Annotated in this window: 22 protein-coding genes; 12 read left to right on the top strand and 10 right to left on the bottom strand. The window is 43.1% G+C overall.

The annotated features are described in order from the left end of the window. Window positions 1-99 precede the first annotated feature (99 nt). The 4 genes from QZ157_RS01855 to pheS are packed head-to-tail and all read right to left on the bottom strand — an operon-like array spanning window position 100 to window position 5,513. Window positions 100-930, bottom strand: a complete 831-nt coding sequence (locus QZ157_RS01855) for a 4-hydroxy-3-methylbut-2-enyl diphosphate reductase (RefSeq protein ID WP_295141069.1) — start codon at window positions 928-930, stop codon at window positions 100-102. Continuing rightward, window positions 920-2,194, bottom strand: a complete 1,275-nt coding sequence (gene aroA / locus QZ157_RS01850; RefSeq protein ID WP_295141067.1) for a 3-phosphoshikimate 1-carboxyvinyltransferase — start codon at window positions 2,192-2,194, stop codon at window positions 920-922. The genes QZ157_RS01855 and aroA overlap by 11 nt, the downstream gene beginning before the upstream one ends. Continuing rightward, the gene (gene pheT / locus QZ157_RS01845) at window positions 2,191-4,524 is read right to left on the bottom strand and encodes a phenylalanine--tRNA ligase subunit beta (RefSeq protein ID WP_295141063.1); all 2,334 of its coding nucleotides are present in this window, start codon (window positions 4,522-4,524) and stop codon (window positions 2,191-2,193) included. The genes aroA and pheT overlap by 4 nt, the downstream gene beginning before the upstream one ends. After that, window positions 4,521-5,513 (bottom strand): phenylalanine--tRNA ligase subunit alpha, encoded by a 993-nt coding sequence (pheS, locus tag QZ157_RS01840; RefSeq protein WP_295141060.1) that lies wholly within the window; start codon window positions 5,511-5,513, stop codon window positions 4,521-4,523. Before pheS ends, pheT begins: the two co-directional genes overlap by 4 nt. 123 nt (window positions 5,514-5,636) lie before the next feature. On the opposite strand from pheS, the gene QZ157_RS01835 reads away from it, so the two are divergent. Further along, window positions 5,637-5,990, top strand: coding sequence for a histidine triad nucleotide-binding protein (locus QZ157_RS01835; RefSeq protein WP_009493554.1), 354 nt, complete (start codon window positions 5,637-5,639; stop codon window positions 5,988-5,990). Between the two features lie 123 nt (window positions 5,991-6,113). Here QZ157_RS01835 and QZ157_RS01830 read toward each other — a convergent pair whose 3' ends face one another. Continuing rightward, window positions 6,114-7,199 (bottom strand): methyl-accepting chemotaxis protein, encoded by a 1,086-nt coding sequence (locus QZ157_RS01830; RefSeq protein ID WP_295141055.1) that lies wholly within the window; start codon window positions 7,197-7,199, stop codon window positions 6,114-6,116. Window positions 7,200-7,266: 67 nt separating this feature from the next. After that, window positions 7,267-8,664 (bottom strand): argininosuccinate lyase, encoded by a 1,398-nt coding sequence (gene argH / locus QZ157_RS01825; protein ID WP_295141052.1) that lies wholly within the window; start codon window positions 8,662-8,664, stop codon window positions 7,267-7,269. 108 nt (window positions 8,665-8,772) lie between these two features. Here argH and QZ157_RS01820 point away from each other — a divergent pair, with 108 nt between their 5' ends. From QZ157_RS01820 to QZ157_RS01805, 4 genes are all read left to right on the top strand, one after another. After that, window positions 8,773-9,204 (top strand): cupin domain-containing protein, encoded by a 432-nt coding sequence (locus tag QZ157_RS01820; protein ID WP_122874257.1) that lies wholly within the window; start codon window positions 8,773-8,775, stop codon window positions 9,202-9,204. A gap of 88 nt (window positions 9,205-9,292) precedes the next feature. Continuing rightward, entirely contained in the window at window positions 9,293-9,415 is a 123-nt protein-coding gene (locus QZ157_RS01815; RefSeq protein WP_277418951.1) for a hypothetical protein, read from the top strand. A gap of 137 nt (window positions 9,416-9,552) precedes the next feature. Beyond that, window positions 9,553-10,131: an NAD(P)H-dependent oxidoreductase gene (locus QZ157_RS01810; protein WP_295141043.1), complete on the top strand. Its 579-nt coding sequence runs from the start codon at window positions 9,553-9,555 to the stop codon at window positions 10,129-10,131. Between the two features lie 113 nt (window positions 10,132-10,244). Further along, window positions 10,245-10,568 carry a hypothetical protein gene (locus tag QZ157_RS01805; RefSeq protein WP_295141039.1) on the top strand — a complete coding sequence of 108 codons (324 nt, stop codon included), beginning with the start codon at window positions 10,245-10,247 and terminating at the stop codon, window positions 10,566-10,568. 162 nt (window positions 10,569-10,730) lie between these two features. Here QZ157_RS01805 and QZ157_RS01800 read toward each other — a convergent pair whose 3' ends face one another. Next, window positions 10,731-10,853 (bottom strand): hypothetical protein, encoded by a 123-nt coding sequence (locus QZ157_RS01800; RefSeq protein WP_295141036.1) that lies wholly within the window; start codon window positions 10,851-10,853, stop codon window positions 10,731-10,733. 286 nt (window positions 10,854-11,139) lie between these two features. Here QZ157_RS01800 and QZ157_RS01795 point away from each other — a divergent pair, with 286 nt between their 5' ends. Then, entirely contained in the window at window positions 11,140-11,685 is a 546-nt protein-coding gene (locus QZ157_RS01795) for a YceI family protein (RefSeq protein ID WP_295141034.1), read from the top strand. 274 nt (window positions 11,686-11,959) lie between these two features. Here the strand turns inward: QZ157_RS01795 and QZ157_RS01790 are convergent, their stop codons facing one another. Next, on the bottom strand, window positions 11,960-14,116 hold the full coding sequence (locus tag QZ157_RS01790; RefSeq protein WP_295141031.1) for an STT3 domain-containing protein: 2,157 nt from the start codon (window positions 14,114-14,116) through the stop codon (window positions 11,960-11,962). A 222-nt stretch (window positions 14,117-14,338) separates the two neighbouring features. Here QZ157_RS01790 and QZ157_RS01785 point away from each other — a divergent pair, with 222 nt between their 5' ends. The 6 genes from QZ157_RS01785 (at window position 14,339) to QZ157_RS01760 (ending at window position 20,080) form a co-directional block, all read left to right on the top strand. Next, entirely contained in the window at window positions 14,339-14,797 is a 459-nt protein-coding gene (locus tag QZ157_RS01785; protein WP_295141028.1) for a molybdate transport repressor, read from the top strand. A gap of 201 nt (window positions 14,798-14,998) precedes the next feature. Further along, entirely contained in the window at window positions 14,999-16,387 is a 1,389-nt protein-coding gene (locus QZ157_RS01780; protein WP_295141025.1) for a hypothetical protein, read from the top strand. Between the two features lies 1 nt (window position 16,388). Then, window positions 16,389-16,808, top strand: a complete 420-nt coding sequence (locus QZ157_RS01775; protein ID WP_295141022.1) for a YcfL family protein — start codon at window positions 16,389-16,391, stop codon at window positions 16,806-16,808. 10 nt (window positions 16,809-16,818) lie between these two features. Continuing rightward, window positions 16,819-17,430, top strand: coding sequence for a penicillin-binding protein activator LpoB (lpoB, locus tag QZ157_RS01770; RefSeq protein WP_295141019.1), 612 nt, complete (start codon window positions 16,819-16,821; stop codon window positions 17,428-17,430). A 13-nt stretch (window positions 17,431-17,443) separates the two neighbouring features. Further along, entirely contained in the window at window positions 17,444-18,829 is a 1,386-nt protein-coding gene (locus tag QZ157_RS01765) for a hypothetical protein (protein ID WP_295141016.1), read from the top strand. Between the two features lie 9 nt (window positions 18,830-18,838). Beyond that, the gene (locus QZ157_RS01760; protein ID WP_295141013.1) at window positions 18,839-20,080 is read left to right on the top strand and encodes a CsgG/HfaB family protein; all 1,242 of its coding nucleotides are present in this window, start codon (window positions 18,839-18,841) and stop codon (window positions 20,078-20,080) included. Between the two features lie 539 nt (window positions 20,081-20,619). Here QZ157_RS01760 and QZ157_RS01755 read toward each other — a convergent pair. Beyond that, window positions 20,620-21,747, bottom strand: a complete 1,128-nt coding sequence (locus tag QZ157_RS01755; RefSeq protein WP_295141010.1) for a TIR domain-containing protein — start codon at window positions 21,745-21,747, stop codon at window positions 20,620-20,622. Between the two features lie 248 nt (window positions 21,748-21,995). Then, window positions 21,996-22,264 (bottom strand): hypothetical protein (locus QZ157_RS01750; protein WP_295141008.1); only part of this gene is annotated, 269 nt, incomplete at its 5' end.

Below are 22,264 nucleotides of genomic sequence, written 5' to 3'. Positions count from 1 at the left end.
AATTAGAGTTGATTTTACTTAATATTAACTTATTTGTAGATTAACTTACTAAATTTCAGGCTCAAATTTGAAATTTTATTTAAAAACGATACGAATTTGCTAAATTTTAAACCCTTCGAGCCTATCGACTACTTTTTGTATGATCCAATCGGGTGTAGAGGCTCCCGCGCTTATGCCGCAAAGATTCTTACCCTCAAACCACGCTTTTTCGAGCTCGGATTCGTTTTCTACTAGATAGCTATCCTCGCAGGCGCTTTTTGAGATGAGATAAAGCTGCTTTGTATTTGAGCTGTTTTTGCCGCCTACTACAACCATCACATCGGCTCTGGCAGCTAAGTTTTTAACCGCTTCTTGATTTTCGAAAGTAGCGTTGCAAATCGTGTTAAAAACTCGCACTTCTTTTACGCGTAGCATCAAATAATTTACGATTTGCATAAATTTTTCTACCTTGCGCGTCGTTTGACTGATGACAGCTACTTTTTGCGCTAGCTTTATGCCCTCTAGCTCGCCTTCTTCTAGCACGACGAATACCTTGCCGACGGCATAGGATTTCACCCCCTTTATCTCTGGGTGATTTTCATCGCCGAATATCACGATATCGTAGCCCTCTTTGCTCATTTTTTCGCAAATTTGCTGCGGTTTGGTCACAAACGGGCATGTAGCATCAATCACTTTTATATCGCTTTTTTTTAGCTCGGCCAGGTCGCCTTTTGTAATGCCGTGCGTACGGATTATCGCCTTTTTTTCGCCGTCGATTTCGCTTATTCCCTCAAGCGTTTTAACATTAAAATTTTTATTTAGGCGGTTTATCTCGTCGTTGTTATGGATGATGGGACCGATAGTTACGGCATCTTTGGCATTTTCGGCGATTTTTATAGCGCGCTTTACGCCAAAACAAAAGCCATAACTGCTAGCAAGCTCAATCTTCAACGCTAGCTCCAAGTTGTCTTAAAATCCCGCTAAAATTCGGGAACGAAGTCGCGATAAATTCGCTCTTTTCTATAACCATTCCGCATTTTAACCCAAGCACCGCAAAGCTCATCGCAATACGGTGATCGCCGTTACTGTCGATGATAGCGCAGTTTGCCTCGCCGCCTTTTACGTTAAAGCCGTCTTCAAATTCTTCGACTTCAAGCCCGCATTTTCGCAAGCCTTGTACCATGATCGCGATACGGTCGCTCTCTTTTACGCGAAGCTCTTTCGCGTTTCTCACGCTACTTATGCCCTCTGCACTTGCAAACGCTATAGCAAGAGCCGGCACCTCATCGATCAGCCACGAGATATTTTCGTTCACGTCCACGGCCTTTAGCGGCGCGTACTTTATCTCGATCTCGCCGATGCTTTCGTATGTGCCGGAAGTCTCTTTAAACGTTACTTGCGCGCCCATTTTGGCTAAAATTTTAAAGGCCTCCACGCGCGTTTTATTTAGTAGCATATTTTTTAGCACGATATGAGAATTTGGGATTATCGCTGCGGCTACGGCAAAGAAAAAGGCCGAGCTAGGATCGTTTGGAACGCAAATTTCAAGCGGTTTTAGCGGCGCGTTCATCGGTTCAACCTTGACGCCGCGGGGCAAAATTTGCAAACTCGCACCCATACCTTTTAGCATGCGCTCGGTGTGATCGCGACTAAGCTCAGGTTCGCTAAGCTCGCAGCCGTTTGACTTTAGTCCTGCTAAAATCAGCGCCGATTTTACCTGCGCAGAGGCGATTTTACTGTCAAATTTAAAATACTCCAGCTTCTTGCCTCGGATAGCCAAAGGTGCGTGATCTCCGCCGTTTGCACCGTCTATCTTAGCGCCGACGCTAATTAGTGGTTTAGCTACGCGCGCCATCGGACGACGGTTTAAAAACTCATCCCCGCTTAGCACGAAAAAACCCTCGCTAGCAGCCAAAAAGCCCATAAAAAGCCTCATAGCCGTGCCCGAGTTTCCGCACTCTAAAACAACGCTAGGCTCTTTTAAATTTGCGCTCGGAGTTATGATTAGCTCGCCCTCTTTTTCCTCGATACGCGCGCCCAAATTTTTTACGATTTCTAGCGTATTTAGCGTATCTTCGGCCTTTAGATAGTTTTTCACGCGGCTTGACCTATCGCTTAAAAGCGAAAATATCGCGCATCTATGCGAGATAGATTTATCGGCCGCGATGTTTTCCAGGCTCGCGCTTATCGGCGTTCTTAATGCGTAAACTTTCATCTTAGTCCGATATTTAAATTTTGCTTTAAAGCGTCCAAAATTTTATCCATTATCGCCGCCACTTCCTCGTCTTCAAGCGTTTTTTGTATATCTTGGAAGTTAAATTTGACGCTGAGGCTCACGTCGCCTCCGAGCTTATCGTCTGAATATATATCAACCGGCGCAAATTCTTTTAGACACTCGATTTTTAGCGCGTTTATGCACTCTTTTATCGCTTCAAATTTCATGGTTTTAGGCACGATTAGGCTTAGGTCTCTGCTGATAGCAGGGAATTTTGAGTAGGCTTTGACGACTGCGCCGTCAAATTTAAGCTTTTCAAACTCTATCTCGCAAAGATAGGTTCGCGGCAGGTCGCGCATCGCCTCGACTCGCACGTCCACGCGACCGATATAACCCACGCAAACGCCGTTTTGATAGATTTTCGCTTGTTCAAATTCGCTTAGATATTTTACGTCGTCGCACGCTTTTAGCTCAAATTCGCCGATCGCGTTTCTAACCGCCGTAGCAAAGCCTAAAAAGTCGATATCGGCAGGCTTTGCGCCGTTTAGCAGGCTAGGTTCTTTTGCTAGTCCGCTAGCTACGAAGCCAAATCTCTCGCTTTGTTCTCCGCTCTGGCTAAATACGCTACCGAATTCGAAAATTTTGACCGATTTTCGCTGATTTTTTACGTTTCGCTCGGCCGATTTTAGCAAGTGATTTGCAAGCGTCGGCCTTAGCGTGTTTAGCTCGCTATTTATCGGGTTGGCTATCTCGGCCTTGCAAGGCGCAAAACCGAGCGCCGCTAGCTCGCTCGCGTCGTCAAATACATAATGCACGCTCTCGAAAAATCCGGCTGCAGCGGCTTTTTTACGCAAATTTAGCGCATTTTTGTAGCCTACAAAAGTATCGTTTATACGGTTAGCTTCGCTGAAATTTAGCGGCTTTGAGGCGATATTATCGATACCGACCATTCGCACGATCTCCTCGCAGACGTCCTGCGCATTTACGATATCGTGGCGAAATAACGGAACTTTGGCATTCGCGCCCTCTTTTTCGGCGTTAAAAGTTAGGCTAAATCCAAGCTTTTTAAGTATCCTCACGACATCGTTTTGCGCGACTTCTTGACCGATCATTTTTTGCATTTCGCTCATCGTAAAGCTCACAACCTTCGGCTCTCGCGTCATCACGCTTTGCTGAGAGCCCGCATAAAGCGCGACCGATTTTAACGCGACTAGCTGCTTAAATAAAAAATCAGCGCCAAAGCCGACGTTTGGCTCGCTACCTCTTAATGAGCGGTAAGCTTGCGCTTGGCGCGGCATTTGCTTGTCTTCGTAAACCGTAGTCGCGATAACTTGAGGATCGGTATAGCTAGTCTCAACTATGATTAGTTTGCTGTTTTCGTCAAGTCTGGCCGCATCCGTCTGATACACGCCGCCAACGCCCAAAAGCTCGCCGCCGGCTAAAATTTCAGTCGCTAAATTTGCGCCCTTTTGCAGGTCAAAAATAGCGCGCTCGTCGTCTTTTTTGAGCTTGGCGTAATCATACGCACTAAAAAGAACGCCAGTAGAGTGCGTAGCATAGTCTAGCAGGCGCTCGATGCGGTTTTGTTTGTCGGACTCGATCAGCGCCAAGCGGATCTTCATCAGCAAATTTTCGTCGAAATACTCTTTTATCTCAAAAGCGCGGTACTGAAAGCTGCTTTGTAAATTTTCTTCGGCGTGGATGGCTAAGATACGCCCGATACCGAGCAAATTTTCGCCCTCTTCGTATCTGGCGGCGTCTTTTAGCGGCAGGTCAAGCGCGGCCGATAGATCTCTCGCTACGCCGTAGACGCTTAGGCAGTCGCCGCGGTTTGGCGTTAGCTCGATCTCGATGATATCGTCGTTTAGTAGCGGATATTCGCAAATTTCTTTACCCAGTTTTAGCTCGCCGATACTTTCATCCAGCGGCATTATACCGTCGTTTGTTTTTACGAGGCCTAGCTCTACCGATGAGCAAATCATACCGTTTGACTCGACGCCGCGTAGTTTTGCCCTCTTTATCTCTAGTCCGCTTGGCATAACGGCGCCTGATAGCGCCACAGGTACGAACTGTCCGGCCTCGACGTTTTTCGCGCCGCAGACGATTTGTAGCGTCTCGCCGCCCACGTCCACCTGGCAAACGCTTAGTTTCTCGGCGTTTTCGTGTTTTATCTTACTTTTTACGTAGCCTACGACGATATTTTTAGGTACCCTGATCTCTTTAAAGCTATCAACCTCTAGCCCGATCGAATTTAGCGTCTTTAGTAGAGTTTCGCTCGTTATGCCCGAGATATCTAGCCATTCGTTTAGCCAATTTCTTGAAATTATCATTTAAACTGCTCCAATAATCTTAAATCTCCCTCGAAAAGCGAGCGCAAATCAGGAATTTGATGAAGCAGCATCGCAAATCTCTCGACTCCCAGTCCAAATGCGTATCCACTTACGTTTTTGTAGCCGACTGCTTTAAAGACGTTTGGATCGACCACGCCGCATCCTAGTACCTCGAGCCAGCCCGTTTGCTTGCATACGCGGCATCCGTCGCCGTGGCAGAAAATACAGCTGATATCGACCTCCGCGCTAGGCTCCGTAAACGGGAAAAAGCTAGGGCGAAAGCGCACTTTAACGTCGCCGAACATGTATTTTAAGAAATTTTCAAGCATTGATTTTAAATTCGCAAAGCTCACCGCGCCGCCCTCCTCGACCACGAGGCCTTCTACCTGATGAAACATCGGCGTGTGCGTTAGATCCATATCGCGGCGAAACACCGTTCCAGGCGCTATCATGCGAATCGGAGGCTTTTTGCTCATCATCGTGCGCACCTGTACTGGGCTAGTGTGCGTGCGAAGGAGTCTAAAATCCTTAAAATAAAACGTATCTTGCATATCGCGTGCAGGGTGATATTTAGGCAAATTTAGCGCCTCGAAGTTGTGGAAATCATCCTCTATGAGCGGCCCAGTCTCGAGCGAGAAATTTTGCATCATAAAGTACTCAATGATCTTATCCATCGTAGCCATCACGGGATGCAGCGCGCCTGCGCCGCTTGGCTCGTTAAACAGCGTGATGTCGATAGCCTCAGCCTTCATCTTGGCTTTTATCTCGCCGCTTTCAAGCTCGGTTTTTTTAGCCGCTAAAAGCGATTCAAATTCGTCTCTTAGCTTGTTTAAATTTGCCGCAAATTCCTTCTTGGCCGCTTCGTCCATGTCCTTAAGCTTAGCAAACTCCGACGTGATCGCGCCTTTTTTGCCCAGTAGCGCGACGCGAATCTTGTCTAAATCCGCCAAATTTCCGCATTTTGCGATACTTTCTCTATACTCTTGCAAGTTTTTACCTTTACTGAATTTTAGGATAGATTGTAGTCAAAATTTGATAAAATCTGCCTAAAAGGCGGGAAATTTTAGCTTTTACTTGTTATAATTAAGCCAAATTTTAACCAGGAGAAAATCATGACGATATTTGAAAAAATCGTAGCGGGCGAAATACCTTGCAACAAAGTGCTGGAAAACGACAAATTTCTAGCTTTTAACGACATAAATCCAAAGGCTCCGATTCATATTTTGATCATCCCGAAAAAACACTTTGAAAATTTCCAGGAGATGGACGGGGCGCTGATGGGCGAGATGACGAAATTTATCCAAGAGGTCGCGGTGCTAATGGGCGTAGATAAGAGCGGATATCGCCTAGTCACAAACTGCGGCGAAAACGGCGGTCAAGAGGTTATGCATCTACACTTTCACCTACTAGCTGGAGCAAAGCTTGGCTGGGTAGACACCGCAACCGATCCGCAAAGTACGTTTTAAATTTCAAATTTACGCTCAAAACTCGAGCGTAAATTTTACTTAGCGAGCCGGCCGCAAGCACGACAAGCTCGCTAAATATCCAAAAAGACCGCCGCTTCTGCTAAGTCGAGCGGTCAAATAATATTATTTCCTAGCCGCTCTAACCGCTTCTAAAAGCGTTTCAAAGCCAACTTTGCTCGAGTTTTCCACGTCTTTTAGGATTTCCACTCCGGCGGCGTTATCCTTGCTGCCATCTGCGAAAATTTTGATCGCCTTTTCGAGTCCGCTATGTACGTTTTCGTGATCGCGTGAGATATCTTGTACCGTTTTTGCATCTTTTACGATATTTTTGACTTTTTCATTAAACCACTTACCGAATCTACAACGCCCATTTTCAGGTATGCTTTCAAATTCACCGTGAAGCGCGGCTCTATAACCGTTTAGTTTCATATTTATATGATCGATCTTGCCGTTACTGACGTTAACTTCGTTAGTTAAATTTAATGTTTGATTTAAGATATTTTGCGTATTTTCGTTTACGCTTGCGATAGTGCCTTGAAAATCGCTCAAAACGCGCATCACGTCGCCCGAAATTTGAGAAAAATTCTCGCTCATTCCTATCATCGTATTTGAGCTTTGTTTAAGTCCGTTTATATTCACCTCGACTTCGAGAGTGGCTTTTTGCGTGCGTTCGGCGAGCTTTCGCACCTCATCGGCCACCACGGCAAATCCGCGTCCGTGTTCGCCCGCGCGCGCGGCTTCGATAGCTGCGTTTAGGGCTAGCAAATTCGTCTGATCGGAGATATCCTTGATCAAATTTATAATCTCCACGATCGACATCACGCTGTTATTTAGCGACGAGGCATCGTTTTGCAGGTCGCCGCTCATTTGTTGGACGTTTTCCATCGAACTAACGATAAAGCTCGTCTGTTCGCGCAGTTCACCGGTCTTAGTAAACGTTAGATTATTTAGCTCGTTTATATTTTCGAGCATTTTTAGGTTTTCTTCCATCGTACCTTGCAAGAAATTTATACCGTCGGCGTAGCTAGTCAGCAGAAGTTTCGTAGCATTTTCGTTGGTTTTTGGCTCGTTATGCTCGCTCGTCGCACTTGATTTTGCGGCTTCCAGCTCGCTTTGCAGTTGCTTTATCTGCGCTTTTAGACTTTCGTTTTCCTGCGATAGAGCCGCATTTTTGCTCTCTAGCTCTTTTTTATAGCCGCTTCCAAACATCCTTTCCTCCTTAAATTTTTCTATAATTATAATTAAATTTTCGCCTTTTGGCGATAAATTTTAAAATTTATTTATCTTTCAGCCACTCGTCTAAAATTTCAATCTGCGCTGCTACGCTCTCATTTGCCGTGCCTCCTTGCGACTTGCGCGCCTCCTTAGAAGCGTTTAGATCAAGAAATTTAACCGCGCCCGTGTCCAAGCTTTCATCCACGCTAGCAAGCTGCTGCGCGTTTAGCTCGCTCAAATCCAGTCCCAAATTTTCCGCATACGCCACGGCCTTGCCCGTGATGAAGTGCGCCTTGCGAAACGGCACGCTTTTCTCCCGCACTAGATAATCAGCCAGATCGGTTGCCGTGAGATGCCCGCGCTTCGTCATCGCGAGCATATTTTGCTCGTTAAATTTAGCCGTTTTTAGCATCTGTTTTAAAATTCCAAGGCTCGCAAGAGCGGTGGAAACGCTGTCAAAAACGCCCTCCTTGTCCTCTTGCATATCCTTGTTGTATGCTAGCGGCAAGCCCTTCATTACCGTTAGCAGCGCGACGAGATTGCCGTTTACGCGCCCCGTTTTGCCGCGGATGAGTTCGGCGACGTCGGGGTTTTTCTTCTGCGGCATGATCGAGCTGCCCGTGCTGTACGCGTCGCTGATCGTGATGAATCCAAACTCCTGCGAGCTCCACAAGATGAGCTCCTCGCACAGGCGTGACGCATGCGTCATCAGCACGCTTACGTTAAACAAAATCTCCAGCGCGAAGTCGCGGTCGCTGACGCTATCCATCGCATTTGGCGTTACTCCCGCAAACCCAAGCTCTCGCGCGACTAGCTCGCGATTTATCGGATGCGGCGTGCCGGCAAGCGCGGCGGAGCCCAGCGGAGAGAGGTTATTTCGCTCGCGCGAGCTAGTAAAGCGCTCGTAGTCGCGGCGAAACATAAACGCGTAAGCTAGCAGATGATAGGCAAGGCTCACGGGCTGGGCGTGCTGAAGGTGCGTGTAGCCTGGCATCAGCGTGTCCGCGTGCTTGCTAGCGATATCTCGTAGCGCAGCGACTAGCTCGCGGATTTTTTCGGAGATCTCGACACCGCTTTTAAGCACGTAGAGGCGAAAATCAAGCGCGACCTGATCGTTTCTGCTGCGCGCGGTGTGTAGCCTGCCGCCAAGATCGCTTCCGATGAGCTCGCTTAGGCGCTTTTCGACCGCCATATGAATGTCCTCGTCGGCGGTTTTAAACTCAAATTTACCGCTTTTTATCTCCTCAAACACGGCGTCAAGCCCCGCGACGATCTTTTCGCTCTCCTCAGGCTTTAAAATCCCGCAGGCGCCGAGCATTCTTGCGTGCGCCTTGCTGCCCGCGATGTCCTCCTGCCAAAGCGCCCTATCAAAGCCGATCGAGGCGTTAAACTCCTCCAAAAGCTCGCTACTCTCACCGCTAAACCTACCCGACCACATTTTTTTTGGATTTTCTTGCATCGTTTTTCCTTTTTGCGCTAAATTTTGGCTTTGATTTTAGCTCAAATCCACTTAAATTTCACGCCGTATTCACTCTGCGCGGCTAAAATGAACGAAAAAGGAGCAAAAATGAAAAAGCGAATTTATCACGTAAGCGAGGTCGCAAAGAGCGGAGAAAAGGCGAGAAAAACGATATTTTGCGAGACGGACGCCACTAGCTGCGCAGTCTGGGTCGTGCGAGCCGGCCAAGAAGTCGCGGTGCACGCACACACTAAAAGCGACGACGTGTGGGTGTGCTTGCAAGGCGAGGGCGTGTTTTATCTTAGCAAAGAGGGTACGAGCGAGGCCGAAAAGACGGCGGGCGGACTTTTGGATAACGGCGAGCAGGTAAATTTTAAGAGTGAGCGACCCGCTAAATACAGGCAAGTCTCGGTCAAAAAGGGCGATGTGGTGATCTCGGCTAAGGGCGAGTGCCACGGCATGAAAAACACCGGCAAGGAGGATTTTATCTTTATCAGCGTTATCACGCCGTTGCCCGCTGATTACGTGGCGCTGGGGTAAATTTAAGCTAGCAAGAGTGGGGCTTATCGCGTGGGAAATGAAAATTTGTAGCATTTTAGGTATTTGTTGATTTTTGCTGCGTGTAAATTTGACAAAAGCACATAGCGGCGAAATTTTAAAAATTTACGGCAGCAAGCTAAATTTGACGCCGATAAATAACGCTGAAGCGATCGCGGTGCACGGCGATAAATTTGAAATTTTAGGACGCTAAACTGCGGCGCGAAAGTAAAATTTAGCAATAAGCGCTTTGTAAAATTTACGCTTGCGTTCGCATATAAGGCGCAAGGCAGAATTTAAATTTAGATGCGGTAAGCCGCTAACGAATAAATTTAATCAAAAGGATAAAAGATGAAAATACTACTTATCAACGGCGGAGCGCCGTTTAACGGCAATGGCGGCAAGCTAAGCAAAACCTTGCACGAGCTAGCCAAAAATACGCTGGAAGCCCTAGGGCACGAAACGCGCGAAACTACGATACATGAGGGCTACGACCTAGAGGGCGAGGTAGAGAAATTTCTATGGATGGATGCCGTGATCTGGCAGATGCCCGCGTGGTGGATGGGCGAGCCTTGGGTCGTTAAAAAATATATCGACGAGGTGTTTATGAGCGGCATGGGCAAGATAGTGGCAAACGACGGACGGCACAGCGCGAGTCCAAACGACGGATACGGCACCGGCGGCCTGATAAAGGGCAAATCACATATGCTAAGCGTCACGTGGAATGCGCCGCTTCAGGCGTTTGACAAGCCGGGGGATTTTTTCGAGGGCGTAGGCGTGGACGGCGTTTATTTGCATTTCCATAAAGCCAACGAGTTTTTAGGCACGAAAAGGCTGCCTACTTTTATGTGCAACGACGTCATTAAAAATCCCGACATCAAGCGTTTTACGAGGGATTACGAAGCGCATTTAAAAAAGGTTTTTGGCTGATTGCGGCAGGCTAGCGCCCGGCCTGCTCGTTTGCGAAGCTAAATTTAACCACCTTTGCTTTTAAATTCGGCTTGGGACAAACGGCAAATTTAATCGAAATAAAAAGGAAAAATATGGCTTACCCGTTACTAGGCACGAAAATAGTGATAGACGAAGATAAGGTTTTACGAGAGAAAAAGTATAAGCTAGACGTAATATACGAATATTTAGACAAGCTTGCCCAGCGGTGTAATTTGATTAGGATTGATAAAAACACTTTTTACGCAAAAGGCGATGAAAACGATTTATCAAATTTGGGTCTATTTATGTGTAGATACGCAGTAGAAAACGAGTGGCTAACCAAGAATATCAAAGAGTGGGTTTGCATTAGCGAACGATGTGGAAATGAGGATATGGTAGCAAGATTTAAAAAAGAGAAAATGGGAATTTGGGAATGAACGGCAAACGACGTATCCGCAAAAAACGCCCGTATGATGTTTGCGCGCCTTTTAGCTTGCACTTTGTAGGCTATTTGCGCTGCTTACGCGAAGCTTAAATTCGCCATTAAATTTTAAAAATTTAAAACGCAAATAACGTAATCTGCGAGTTTATCGTCTCGTTTACGAAACCCTCTTTGTAAAAAGCGCGAGCATCGCCTCTACGTCTTTGACACCATGTTTTAGCGCGTTTATATCAAGGGGGCGGCAGACGTTTTCCAGCGCCTGGGCCGCATCTTGCTTCACAGCTCGGGTTTACTAAATTTTCTTGCTAAATTTCGCGCCGCGCGCCGTAAGCCGCACTTCAAGCTTGCTATAAAGCATAAAATTCGCCGTTTTTACCGTATCTTTCAAAAAACGACTCCAATAAATCGCTCGTTCTAGGCGCCTAGCCTAGGTAAATTTGTATTGCCTAGTCACGCCGAAACGAAAGCGGGCAAAAATAGTAGCTTTAAGCTTCGTTTGAAGTTTTAGATTATATAATTGCTGACTTAATGATATCAGTTATTAATCTTAATCTTAAGGAGAACGGATGAGAAAAATCGTTTCTGGCGCGTTAATCGCCTCTTTATTTGCGGCTTCGGCATTTGCTTTTAGCGTAGAGGGCGAGCCTAACGTAAAATTTGTCGGCTATAAGTTGGCAAATAAAACAGGCGTCGAAGGCACGTTTAAAGAACTAGGCTTTAAAAGCGCGGAAAATGCTAATTTCGCGGATTTTTTAAAGAGCTTTGAATTTAACATTGATCCAAAAAATATAAATACAAAGCTTCCCGACCGCGATAAACGTATCGGCATAATCTTCGACGGCAACGCAATCGCAGCTAAAATCGTATCGGCTAGCGGCGACGATAAGGCCGGCGAAATAGAAGTCGAAGTAAGCGTAAAAGGAAATAGCAAAACCTACAAAACGCAGTATACGGTCGAGGGCGGCACGCTAAAAGCTAAAATCGGCGTCGATCTTTTAGCCGATCTAAAACTAGACGAGACTTTTGCTAAATTTGCAACCGCAGCCAAGGCGTTTCACGGAGGCAAAAGCTATCCGGACGTAGAAATCTCGCTGGAAGCTAAAATAAAATAATCCTCAAATTCGGCGCAGATATAGGCAGGCTAAGCCCGTTTGCGCCGAATTTATCCCTAAAACACAAAACTACTCAAATTTAAGCAAATATCTTAAAAACGCGCCAAAATTTAAGGCAAATTCGATATTACGATAATGCGGCGCAAAAGTCGGCTGGATTAATTTACGCCGAGCAATAAAACCAGGCCGCTTAAATAATCGCTACCGAATTCTTAGCAAGAGCTAAATTTAGCCTCGCTAGCCGCCGAGACTACTAGGCTAAACCTGGCTTTGTTTATTTAAGTAGTTTATAAATTTTTGCTTTATTGCCCAGATAAACCTGCTCAAATAGATTTTTATCGTGATTATCCAGCAAAAACATCTGCACGAAGGCCGAATCGTAAGCTTTTTGATCTAAAATCAAAATCCTCTCGTAATCGGCCAAAAATAAAACATGGATATCCGCGCTTTCGTCCAGCTTTTTATCGTTTTTTACGAGGCTGCCGTCCGCACCTCTAGCTATATGATGGTGGGAGTTTATTTTTACCTCTTTGCCGTTATGTAGCAGATACGGACTGTCTATGCCGGGCAACGTCCAGCCGCCGCCTAGGTCTAGCTTGCCGTCAGCTTCTATAGTAAACTGATAGCCGATGTGTACCGTTCTATCCAGCCGCTCCTCGCCCGTAGCGATATTTATGGAGGTAAATTTTAAGATAGCGGGCAGCATGTCTATTATCTCGGGCACGAAGTAATAATAAACGTCTCTCGTTTTTTTAGGAAGCTTAAAATTTTCGTCGTTTAGAGATTTTAAAAATTTATTTATATCTTTTTCGCCGTAGTCTTTTTCCGCTCTTAACAATAACGAACCGGGCTTTTCATCTAGACTTTTTTCGATGTATTCTACGCTTAGTCTTGCCATGTTAGCTGAGGCGGTTTGATTTTCGTTTAGCATAAAGGCCGATAAAAAAGCGTATTCGCCTATCTGTCTACTACCGGGGTCTGAGACGACTTTGACGTCGGCATAATATCTAATCAAATATCCAAAATCCCACCAAGATACGGCATAATCCTCTCTACTAACCTTATCTTTTAGCTGTACTAAAGGTGCGATAGAACTCTTAAAAAGCGTAGGCGGAACGAGAAATCTATATATAAAATCGACATTAGGCGTCAAGGCTAAGCAAGCTAGCAAAACGGTCATAGCGTTTTTAAGCCATCTTCTGATACCGAAATACTCAAATGTAAAATATATGAAATAAGCAAAACCCAGCGCGGTAACGGGCGTAATATACATAGCAAACCTAACCCCTCCGACAAACGATAAAAGCCCGAGCGCCGCCATAGGAAGAGCTAGGATAAAGGAGCGAAATTTAATAACCAGCAAAACAAGCCCTGCCATAGAAACTATAAAGGTAATAACGTTTCCGGTCGCATATATCGCAAAGGTGTTAAAAGATATGTTAGCCACCTCGATGACGGTCTTTCTGGTGCTATAAAAATAAAGCGTCTCTAAATTTCCTCCTACGTTTTTATTTATATAAACATCAAGCACGTATAAAACCGGCTCAAATCCGCCAAAGCTCACAAATAAAATCGCTACGAACAATCCCGCACCGATAACGGCCTTTTTGCCTAAAGAGGCGGAAGCTTTCGCCATAAAAAAATATAACGCCGCTATAAAAACGACTTTTAGGGCTAAAACGTAATTAAAGATCATTTCGCCTTCACTGCGATAATCAAATCTAATAAGAGCGACCGCCATCAGTATAGCAGCTTTATAGTTTACGTCGTTTCGCCTATCTGCTACTAGCGTATATAATAAAAACGTAACCAAAAGGCTTAAATTTAACGAATACGAGCTAACGTACCACCAAGAATAAAGCGCGGTAAAAACGGCCGGTAAAAATATATCTTTGTTAGAGCGGCTTTTTACGAGTTTGATTAAAGACCAAACCGTTAGCGCAGGCAGGGTTATGTTTAGCATATCGCTATCAAAATATCCGCCCATAGTCCTGATATAATACCCCGGCGCCGAAACGGCTAGCAAAGACGCCACGACGCCTACGCTTAGCATTTTGTATTCTCTTGATATTAAGATGACAGGCACCGCTAGCAAAGGAGATAAAAATATACTCGAATAAAATGCAACAGTATCTACGTTAGAGGATAAAATATTGCTTATTAAAAACGTTAGCGTCGGGATGGAAGCGCCGTACGGACTAAGGTCGCCTTTTTGATGAAAACCCGCTAACATATCACGCGCGCCCTCTGCGTTGGCAAACGCGTCGTTAGTAGTTAGCAGCGGCACACCGTTAAGCCAAAACTCATCCATGCCTAACGTCCAAACGACCCAATAATACCTGCATATCACGCCAAATATATAAACCAGCGTCATAACTAAAAAAATATCTCTGCGAGAATACTCGCCGCCAAAAACCGTGTTTTCTTGCATTTATGTCCTTAAATTTACCCGCGCAAAGCAAATTAGCCGCGTTGCCGGGTCATTTTTTATTTAATTCACGTTTATTATAGCAAAAATTACGTCGATTTTAACGCCGATATAAAATTTAACCGCGGATAACGCTTTTTAGGCGGTAAATTTATCTTTGCGATTAGCACTTTAATATCCGTATTTACACCGCCGTTTGGTATAATTTGCAAAAAAGGAGCAAAGATGACGGTAAAAGAAAATAAAAAAGGCGCAGCAAGCGCATTATTTTTGGCTATTGCGCTATTTTGCGCGGGTTTTGCGGGATATTTTTACTACGCCTTGGGCGGCACGGGCATTTTTACGATGGCCGTTGCCGTGATCTGCGCGGTTTTTTGCGTAAAAAAGATATTTCAAGTTAGTTTTTTGCGTATTGAAGACGACGGATTTTTCATACAAAAAGGCGGTAAAAGCGCCAAATTTTACTTTAAAGATATCAAGCAAATCAGCATCCGCGAGATAGACGCCAAGCGCAAAATAGACGTTTTAAACGTTAAATTTAAAAAAGGCGGACTGGACCGCAAGCTAGCATACGGCCTCATGCAGCCTACCGGCGATGATGACGCCGTGATATACGACAAATACGAGCTTTCAAAGAATGAGATTTTTAAAATTTTAAAGCAGAAATTCGAAAAACAAAGCTAGGACGCAAATTTATGCCTCTAAAATCGGCAAAAATTTTTCATAACGAGCGAGGGGATTTGCTTTTATTATATTAAATCTTTATTTTAATTTCTACGCAAGATTAATGTTTTAAAGATTTTGCGATTTTGCTTAATATTCATTTAATATTACTTGATGTAATATTATGCAAGTATTACCGAAATCTAAATCTAGGGGGACAAGATGAGGGGTTTTAAACGTCTATTTATCAAAAGATGCGTTATGGCCTGTATTATTTTCGTATCGTTTGTAGGCTGTGCGGCGGTAACCGGCCATCAAGACGGCATCGCGGCTTATTCTAAAAAATTTGCCGACGGAGTTTGCGACGTAACGGAGCAAAAAAATAAGATCGCAAAAAGCGACGACGCCGTACTTTCGGCAAATCAAGCAGGCGCACTGCTTAGACAGTGCGGAGACTTTAACGCTAGCGTTTATTATTTTGACGTAGCCGAGTCAAAATATAAAGAAGATATAGACGAAAAAGGCGCGCTATCTGCGGTAGGAGCCGAGATAGGTTCGGCTTTAGTAAATGAAAATACGCTTGATTACGAGGGGTATTATTATGAGCGCGTTATGACCAATATTTATAAATCGTTAGACTTTATGTCTATGAAAGATTACGATAGCGCCAGAGTGGAGCTAAACAGAGCCATAGATAGACAAAGGCGAGCTAAAGATATGTATGCCAAGCAGCTGCAAAAGGCTAAAGACGAGCTGGAAAAAGACGCCAAAGTAGAGCAAAACGATCAAAAATCTCAAAACGACTCGCAAATTTCGGCGATACTATCCTCATACGAGAGTTCGATAGGCGATTTTAGAGCCTTGCCTAATTTTATAAATCCGTTTACTTCGTATTTAGCCGGTATATTTTTCTTTATGGACGGCAATTACGAAAAATCGCGAGATTTACTAAAAGAAACCCTGCTGATGGATAGTAAAAATCCGCAGGTTAGAAAAGATATGGCGCTTATAGATAGCTACTTTTCTAAAAACGGACATAAAAATCTCTCTAAATACGTTTGGGTCATATACGAAAACGGCCAAACTATCGCTAGAAAAGAGCTCAGATACGACATACCGCTTTTTATAGCCACCATGCACGTGCCTCACGTAGGCATAGCCTTGCCGACGCTGGATCAAAGCGCTAGTTCGTATGAATTTATAAAAGTAAACGGCGAGCCTACCATCCAGATAGCCGATATGGACGCCGTGGTAAGAACCGAATTTAAAGACCAAATGCCCGTTCGCGTAACCAGAACCATAGCAAGGGCGATAACCAAAGCGGCGCTTAGCTACGGAGCTAGAGAAGCAGCCGGAGATATAGGAACGATAGCGGCCGGTTTATATTCTGCAATTACCAATAAATCAGACGTCAGATACTGGAGTACTCTGCCGCGCGACTTTCAAAGCCTAAGGGTCGAGAATAAAGGGCAAATTTTACAAATAGTAACAAACGACGCAAAGCCGGTTAAAAATATAACCTTAAAAGAGGGACTAAATGCTATTATCTATATAAAATCTCTAACGCCTGGCAATATTAGCCTAAACGAAATTTACTATGAAAGGAAATAAAATGAAAAAATTTGCGCTTTTTGCGCTTAGCTTATTGCTCATAGGCTGCTCATCAAAAGAACCTAAAGCAAGCCCGCACCTAGATATCGAGGACAGCTCGGTAAATAGCTTTTTATCGCTGCAAAGCCTAAACGACCGCTTCACTAACGGCGGTATGATGGAGGTCGAGGCTAGGTTTAAAAACGAATCGTCTTTTAACAAAGACCTGCTTTATAAGGTAGATTGGTTTGATAAAGACGGCTTTTTAATCACAAACATAACTACAAAATGGAAAAGAGTAGTCGTGCAGAGCAAAAGGGATTTTAACGTTAGAGCCGTTTCGCCTAGCGATAAAGCAGTTAATTATAAGCTACGCATAACGACCCCTGATAGCGACGATAAAGATATCAAGACCATAAATAGATACGAATTTAAAAACTAAGGAGTAAATAATGAAAAAGACTTTATTTTCCGTAGCCGTCATAGCTGCGATATTTAGCGGATGCGCTACAAGCGGCTATATGCAAAACGGCTCTAAAGTAAAAGACGCCGAGCCTATAACGATGGGTATAGATCATACCGACTTTGAAAAGGCCGCAAGCGACGCCGTGGAAAGCCTGCTATCTAGCGGATCTCTAGAAAGACCCGGCGGCGGACGTTACGTCGTAGCTATGGGCAAGGTCATAAACGATACGACCCAGCGCATCGATACGGCTTTACTAACCAAAAAAATCCGCATCGCTATGCTAAAAAGCGGTAAAGCCGTAATAACTACCGCAGTCGCCGCCGGAGGGGCAGAGGATACGATGTCTCACGACGTAAGAGAACTTAGGGAAAACGACGAATTTGCCCAAAATACGATCGCTAAAAAAGGCACTCTATTGGCTCCTGATATGAGCTTATCTGGCAAGATAATACAGCGAAATATAAAAACCACGGACAATAAACAGCTAGTGGAGTATTATTTTCAGCTTACTTTGACTCAGTTGCAAACCGGTCTAGCATTCTGGGAAGACGAGATAAATATAAATAAAATCGGTTCGAACAAAAGCGTAAGCTGGTAACTAAAGGAAAAATATGAATATCAAATTTTTAAGTTTGGCGGTAGCTGCGGCTTTGACGTTAAATTTAAGTTATGCGCAAGAAGCAAATGAACAAAGCGAACAACTAGAAAGCATAGATGATCAAAAGATACCCCAAACGGTAAACGACGCACAAAAACCTAAAAAAGAAAATATGCAAAAGCTACTAAACGATGCCGAAAAAGAACTAAAGCAAAAAGCCAAGAAAAACGGCATAAAAGCAACCGTCTACAAACAAACGGCGTCTATAGACGTAGGAACCGACGATCCGCAGTATTATGATTATCTAACTAGCGCTTATAATCAAGCTATTTTAGAGCTAAAAGCTCAGGTCGCGTTGTCAAAGGCCGGCAGTGTCGCCGTTAAAGAAGCTTATAGCTACTATAATAAAACCGTACCGGATACGATTTTGCAAGATGAGTTAAAAAAGGAATCGGACGAAAGATTAACCCAAATGCAAGCCGAACAAGACATGGACGGAGTGTTTGGCATAGTATTCGGTATAATCTCTAAAGCCGTACAAGATAAGCCGGAAGCGGAGAAAAAAAGGCTAGAGGTCGAAGTAACTAAAGATATATTTAACAAAGCTTATTCAGACGGCTTTATTAAAAGCGGTTTTGATAGCATAGAAGGTCTTGTGCCGTATGCAAATTTTATCGTTACTAAAGATAACGGCGAAATCGAAATAGGCGTATTAGCCTACACTACGGAAAAATCCATCCAATTAGCAAGGGATTTAAAACAAGGCAGACAATCTAAAAAGACGGAAAATAAAGAGCAATGTAAAGATCCTACGGACGTAGCCGATGCGCTTAGCGACGAAGAGCTTTTAAGCACCTTTGGATTGAAATATTTCTACAACGAAAACTGCCGCCCTAGTTTATTAGCTTACGGTATGGATTCTTTTATTAAAGAAGAAGGGATGAACGCAGACTACCGAAAGGAAAGTAGCGAAAGAGCTCGAGGTATGGCGGATAAATTTATGTCTAATTTTTTAAATTCTAACGTCAATGCCTTTATCAAAGACACTAAGGTACAGCAAAAAACCGTACAAGCTATGATGAAGGCTGCGAGAGAAAACGACATTACGAACTATAATGCGCCGGAAAAGAAAAAAACAAATGCCATCATAAAAGAGATGTCGCAGGAATTTAGTAGTTCATCGTCTATGAATTTACGCGGCATCGAAGACGTAAGAAGTTGGAGCGTGGATAAAGATGACTACGAGGTCGTAGGCGTAATTAGATATTACTCAAGAGATAGTATTGAGGCGGCAAATGAAAAATTTAACCCAAAAACTCAAACTAACGAGAAAAAAAGTAATAAAAAAGCGACTCCTGGAGTCAAGAAAAGCAATAATCTAAGCGTAGACGATTTTTAGGCGGCGATCATGAAAAAGATAATTTTTGCTTTTACTCTTTTCGTATCTTTGCTAAATGCCGAAGTTATAACGAAAACCAATGTAAGCACCGCTAACGGCGAAGGTTACGGGGCTAGCTACGATGAGGCTTTAAGTAAAGCTCTAGCCGATGCCGTCGGTAGGATGAACGGCGTGAAGCTAAGCGCTAGTACTTTTATGCTGACAAGTTCGATCCAAGACGGTAAAGATAGGGATTTTGAAAAAATTTATAGCGATCAAATTTCAAAGCAAACCGGTGGGAGATTCGACTCGTATGAGGTTTTAAAAAACGTAAGAACTCCGGACGGCTATAATGTTGCCGTAGAGATCAAAAAAACCAGCGTCTCAAAAAAATATAAAACCCCCGGCCTTGATCCGAATAATCGCCGCAGGCTAGCGGTTATGCCGGGCTACGTATCGGATTTTTCGTTTGAGGTAAACGGCGAATACAAAAGCAGTATCAGAGTCGCGGACGACATAACTCGCTCTTTGGTAACGGCGATAACCAAGACGCGTAAATTTACGGTTTTAGATAGGGAAAACGGCGATGCGTATTACCGAGAAAAAGCCGTACTTAGCAGCGGCAATGCCGAAAAAGAAGAGCTTTTGAAGCTAGGAAACGTGCTAGGCGCGGATTATCTCTTGGTTTTTGATTTGGAGGAATTTAGCCTTAGCGAAGGCAAGGCAAGCACCATAACTACGGGCAAGGCAAGCGGCAAAAAGGCTAGCGCGCGTATCCACTACAGAGTGCTAGCTATGGCGACTAGGCAGGTTAAATTTTCAAACGATATAGCCGCTAGTTTTAGCGTCAAAGGCGACCATGCCTACGCCCTGGCCGTCCAAGACATAGCAAAAGCCGTAACCGATGAAATCATAGCCAGCATCTACCCGCTAAAAATCTCTAGCGTCTCCGGCGATGAGATACTTATCGCGCAAAATTTAAAGCAAGGAGACGTTTATGAGGTGTATTCTCTAGGTCAAACGGTAATCGACCCGTACACCAAAGAAGTCGTCGGAAAAGAAGAGACCATGACCGCTAAGGCCGAGGTTACGCGCGTGACGCCTAAGATGAGCTATCTAAAGCTAGTCTCAGGCAGCGCTAAGGCCGGCGATATCTGCCGCCTAGTCCAAGGCTCTAATATCGGCTCGCCAAAGGTCGGCACCGACGCGGGCGGACGCGAAGATAACGTAGTTAAACAAACCGCAGGCGGAGGAGTAGTCTTACCTTTTTAGATCAAATTCGGCCGGTTTTGCTCATTAACCGGCCTGCTTTGCAAGGAGGCAAATTTATAAAGCAAACGGGCATTTGCGCGGTCCGTAAAATTAGCGTTTTAAACGTTAAATTTAAAAAAGACGGGCTAGACCGCGAGCTAGCATACGGCCTCATGCAGCCTACCGGCGACGATGACGCCGTGGATATACGACAAATATGAGCTCTCAAAGCACGAAGTTTTTAAAATTTTAAAGCAGAAATTTGAGGCGTTAAACGCGCAAAAAAGCGAAAATAAGAAAAGGTAAAATTTAGCTCGGCCCGCCGGTGTCAAATTTGGTTTTTGGCTTTGATGACCAAAAATTTACGAATTTGATTAAAATTTGAGTCAAATTTGCAAGGCTAAATTTATTTATTAAAATATGCCGCGAGCGCTTAACCAAAAAACAGCACTACTACCCAAGACATCACCTGCGGCATGCCCGCAGAAAACGTCCGCGAGTATCATGCAAAAAATAGCAAAAAGTAGTTAAATTTTGTTGCTATGAACCTCAAATTCCTTTTAATCCAAATAAATTATATCAGTTGTCTTGAAACGACTTGCCCAATTTTCTATGGTTTTTGGAATTTTATTTTTGTATCTTTGTTCTGTTGTAAAATAGTATACTTTTTCTGCATCAGAGTAGGCACCCCAAATTTCTTTATTATCATCTATCATTAAAATCGCAGCATAGTCACTATAAAATCCTGGAACAAATGCGTCAATTATGGTTGCTTTAAAGTCATCAAGATTATCAATGTATGCACTGCTACTGCCAAAGCATTTTAGAAAATCTTCCCATTTGGATTCTGGACTATAATTTTCTAAATCATGTTTTTCATCTTTAGTGATTAATGCATATATTTTTGATAAAACAAAATCATCTATGATGTCATCATAAAATGTAAAAATATCCTTTTGAAATTCATAAATACCGTCAAAATATGCACCTCTGCCACACAAATTTTGACAGTTTATCGGCTCTATTTGAATTCCATCTTTTATTTTCACAAATTTAATTTTACTTTCGCCTTCTTCAAATACAGCTTCGTTTTTTGATATAAATTTGGCATATTCATTTTCCAATATACCCAAATATGCTCCATTTTGAACCGTTAAATCAAAAATAAAACCATTTTGTTTTACGTCTTTTATAAGTAAAGAGCCTGTATTGCTAAGCGCAATACTATTTCGCTCCCATTTGCCCCACCATCTTTGATTAAAAATTAATCCAATTTTTTTAATAAAAAAATCAGCTATGTCTTTTGGTGTTTTGTTTTTGGTGCTTATATATGCCAAATTTTCATTAAGGCCAGGCAATTCTGTATTATCAAATTTAACAGGAAGTATGTATTCTTGTTCTATTTCGTTTAGTGCTCTTACTTGAACAGATCGATACTCATGCCTGGTCCACTTTTTATTTTTATATTGCTCGGAAATAAAAACTATTGTGTATTTAGCCTTATTTTGATAAATATCTTGAAGGTATTCAAATAAGTTTTTCCCCCAAATTTCATCTTGTTTAAAATCATCATAAAATACTTTTACACCAAAGTTTTTAAGAAAAATAGCAACCTCTTCTACATACTCTCTATTTTCTCCAGCAAATGAGAGTGCAATATCATACTCATATATTTTATTTTGTTTCACAATCCTTCCCTTAAAAAGCTTACACGGTGAGGAATTACATATTTTGTTAAAATTTGGCTTTAGATTATTATTTTCGACAGGACTTCCTATCCCTCTAGACTATATTAGATAACAACCTTCCATTTCTCTTTTCATATTAAAGATTATCTTTAATTATTTAAGTTAGCAAATAACACAGTCAACATCTACTTTATTTTATAAAAAATTTAATTCGCTCAGAATAATTTTAAGTATACAAAAATAGCTTGTTACTCAATTTTTCTTACTTCTATTATAATCTCATTGTTTATCTTACTTGCAACTGATATTACTCCGTTTTCGTGCAAAATCACACGTTCTCCTTCTTTTATAGCAGGATATTTTCTCATTTCCTGATAATCTCCATAAAAAGCTATATTTTTTATAGTTTTTATTATAAGTGGAGTATTTTGAATAATAATGTTTCCAGAAATCGAATTTACAATAGATACGATTGAAATTACTCCAAAGAGTCTACAAAGATATATAAATTTAAATT

This window comes from uncultured Campylobacter sp. (genome assembly GCF_905372745.1).
Lineage (GTDB): Bacteria > Campylobacterota > Campylobacteria > Campylobacterales > Campylobacteraceae > Campylobacter_A.
This window is presented reverse-complemented; position numbering and strand designations above follow the sequence as displayed.

What these genes read in the sequence shown, in the direction of transcription:
- aroA (WP_295141067.1), bottom strand. Translation starts at nt 2,194, where the DNA reads ATGAAAGTTTACGCATTAAGAACGCCGATAAGCGCGAGCCTGGAAAAC.
- pheT (WP_295141063.1), bottom strand. Translation starts at nt 4,524, where the DNA reads ATGATAATTTCAAGAAATTGGCTAAACGAATGGCTAGATATCTCGGGC.
- QZ157_RS01835 (WP_009493554.1), top strand. Translation starts at nt 5,637, where the DNA reads ATGACGATATTTGAAAAAATCGTAGCGGGCGAAATACCTTGCAACAAA.
- QZ157_RS01830 (WP_295141055.1), bottom strand. Translation starts at nt 7,199, where the DNA reads ATGTTTGGAAGCGGCTATAAAAAAGAGCTAGAGAGCAAAAATGCGGCT.
- argH (WP_295141052.1), bottom strand. Translation starts at nt 8,664, where the DNA reads ATGCAAGAAAATCCAAAAAAAATGTGGTCGGGTAGGTTTAGCGGTGAG.
- QZ157_RS01820 (WP_122874257.1), top strand. Translation starts at nt 8,773, where the DNA reads ATGAAAAAGCGAATTTATCACGTAAGCGAGGTCGCAAAGAGCGGAGAA.
- QZ157_RS01810 (WP_295141043.1), top strand. Translation starts at nt 9,553, where the DNA reads ATGAAAATACTACTTATCAACGGCGGAGCGCCGTTTAACGGCAATGGC.
- QZ157_RS01805 (WP_295141039.1), top strand. Translation starts at nt 10,245, where the DNA reads ATGGCTTACCCGTTACTAGGCACGAAAATAGTGATAGACGAAGATAAG.
- QZ157_RS01795 (WP_295141034.1), top strand. Translation starts at nt 11,140, where the DNA reads ATGAGAAAAATCGTTTCTGGCGCGTTAATCGCCTCTTTATTTGCGGCT.
- QZ157_RS01790 (WP_295141031.1), bottom strand. Translation starts at nt 14,116, where the DNA reads ATGCAAGAAAACACGGTTTTTGGCGGCGAGTATTCTCGCAGAGATATT.
- QZ157_RS01785 (WP_295141028.1), top strand. Translation starts at nt 14,339, where the DNA reads ATGACGGTAAAAGAAAATAAAAAAGGCGCAGCAAGCGCATTATTTTTG.
- QZ157_RS01780 (WP_295141025.1), top strand. Translation starts at nt 14,999, where the DNA reads ATGAGGGGTTTTAAACGTCTATTTATCAAAAGATGCGTTATGGCCTGT.
- QZ157_RS01775 (WP_295141022.1), top strand. Translation starts at nt 16,389, where the DNA reads ATGAAAAAATTTGCGCTTTTTGCGCTTAGCTTATTGCTCATAGGCTGC.
- lpoB (WP_295141019.1), top strand. Translation starts at nt 16,819, where the DNA reads ATGAAAAAGACTTTATTTTCCGTAGCCGTCATAGCTGCGATATTTAGC.
- QZ157_RS01765 (WP_295141016.1), top strand. Translation starts at nt 17,444, where the DNA reads ATGAATATCAAATTTTTAAGTTTGGCGGTAGCTGCGGCTTTGACGTTA.
- QZ157_RS01760 (WP_295141013.1), top strand. Translation starts at nt 18,839, where the DNA reads ATGAAAAAGATAATTTTTGCTTTTACTCTTTTCGTATCTTTGCTAAAT.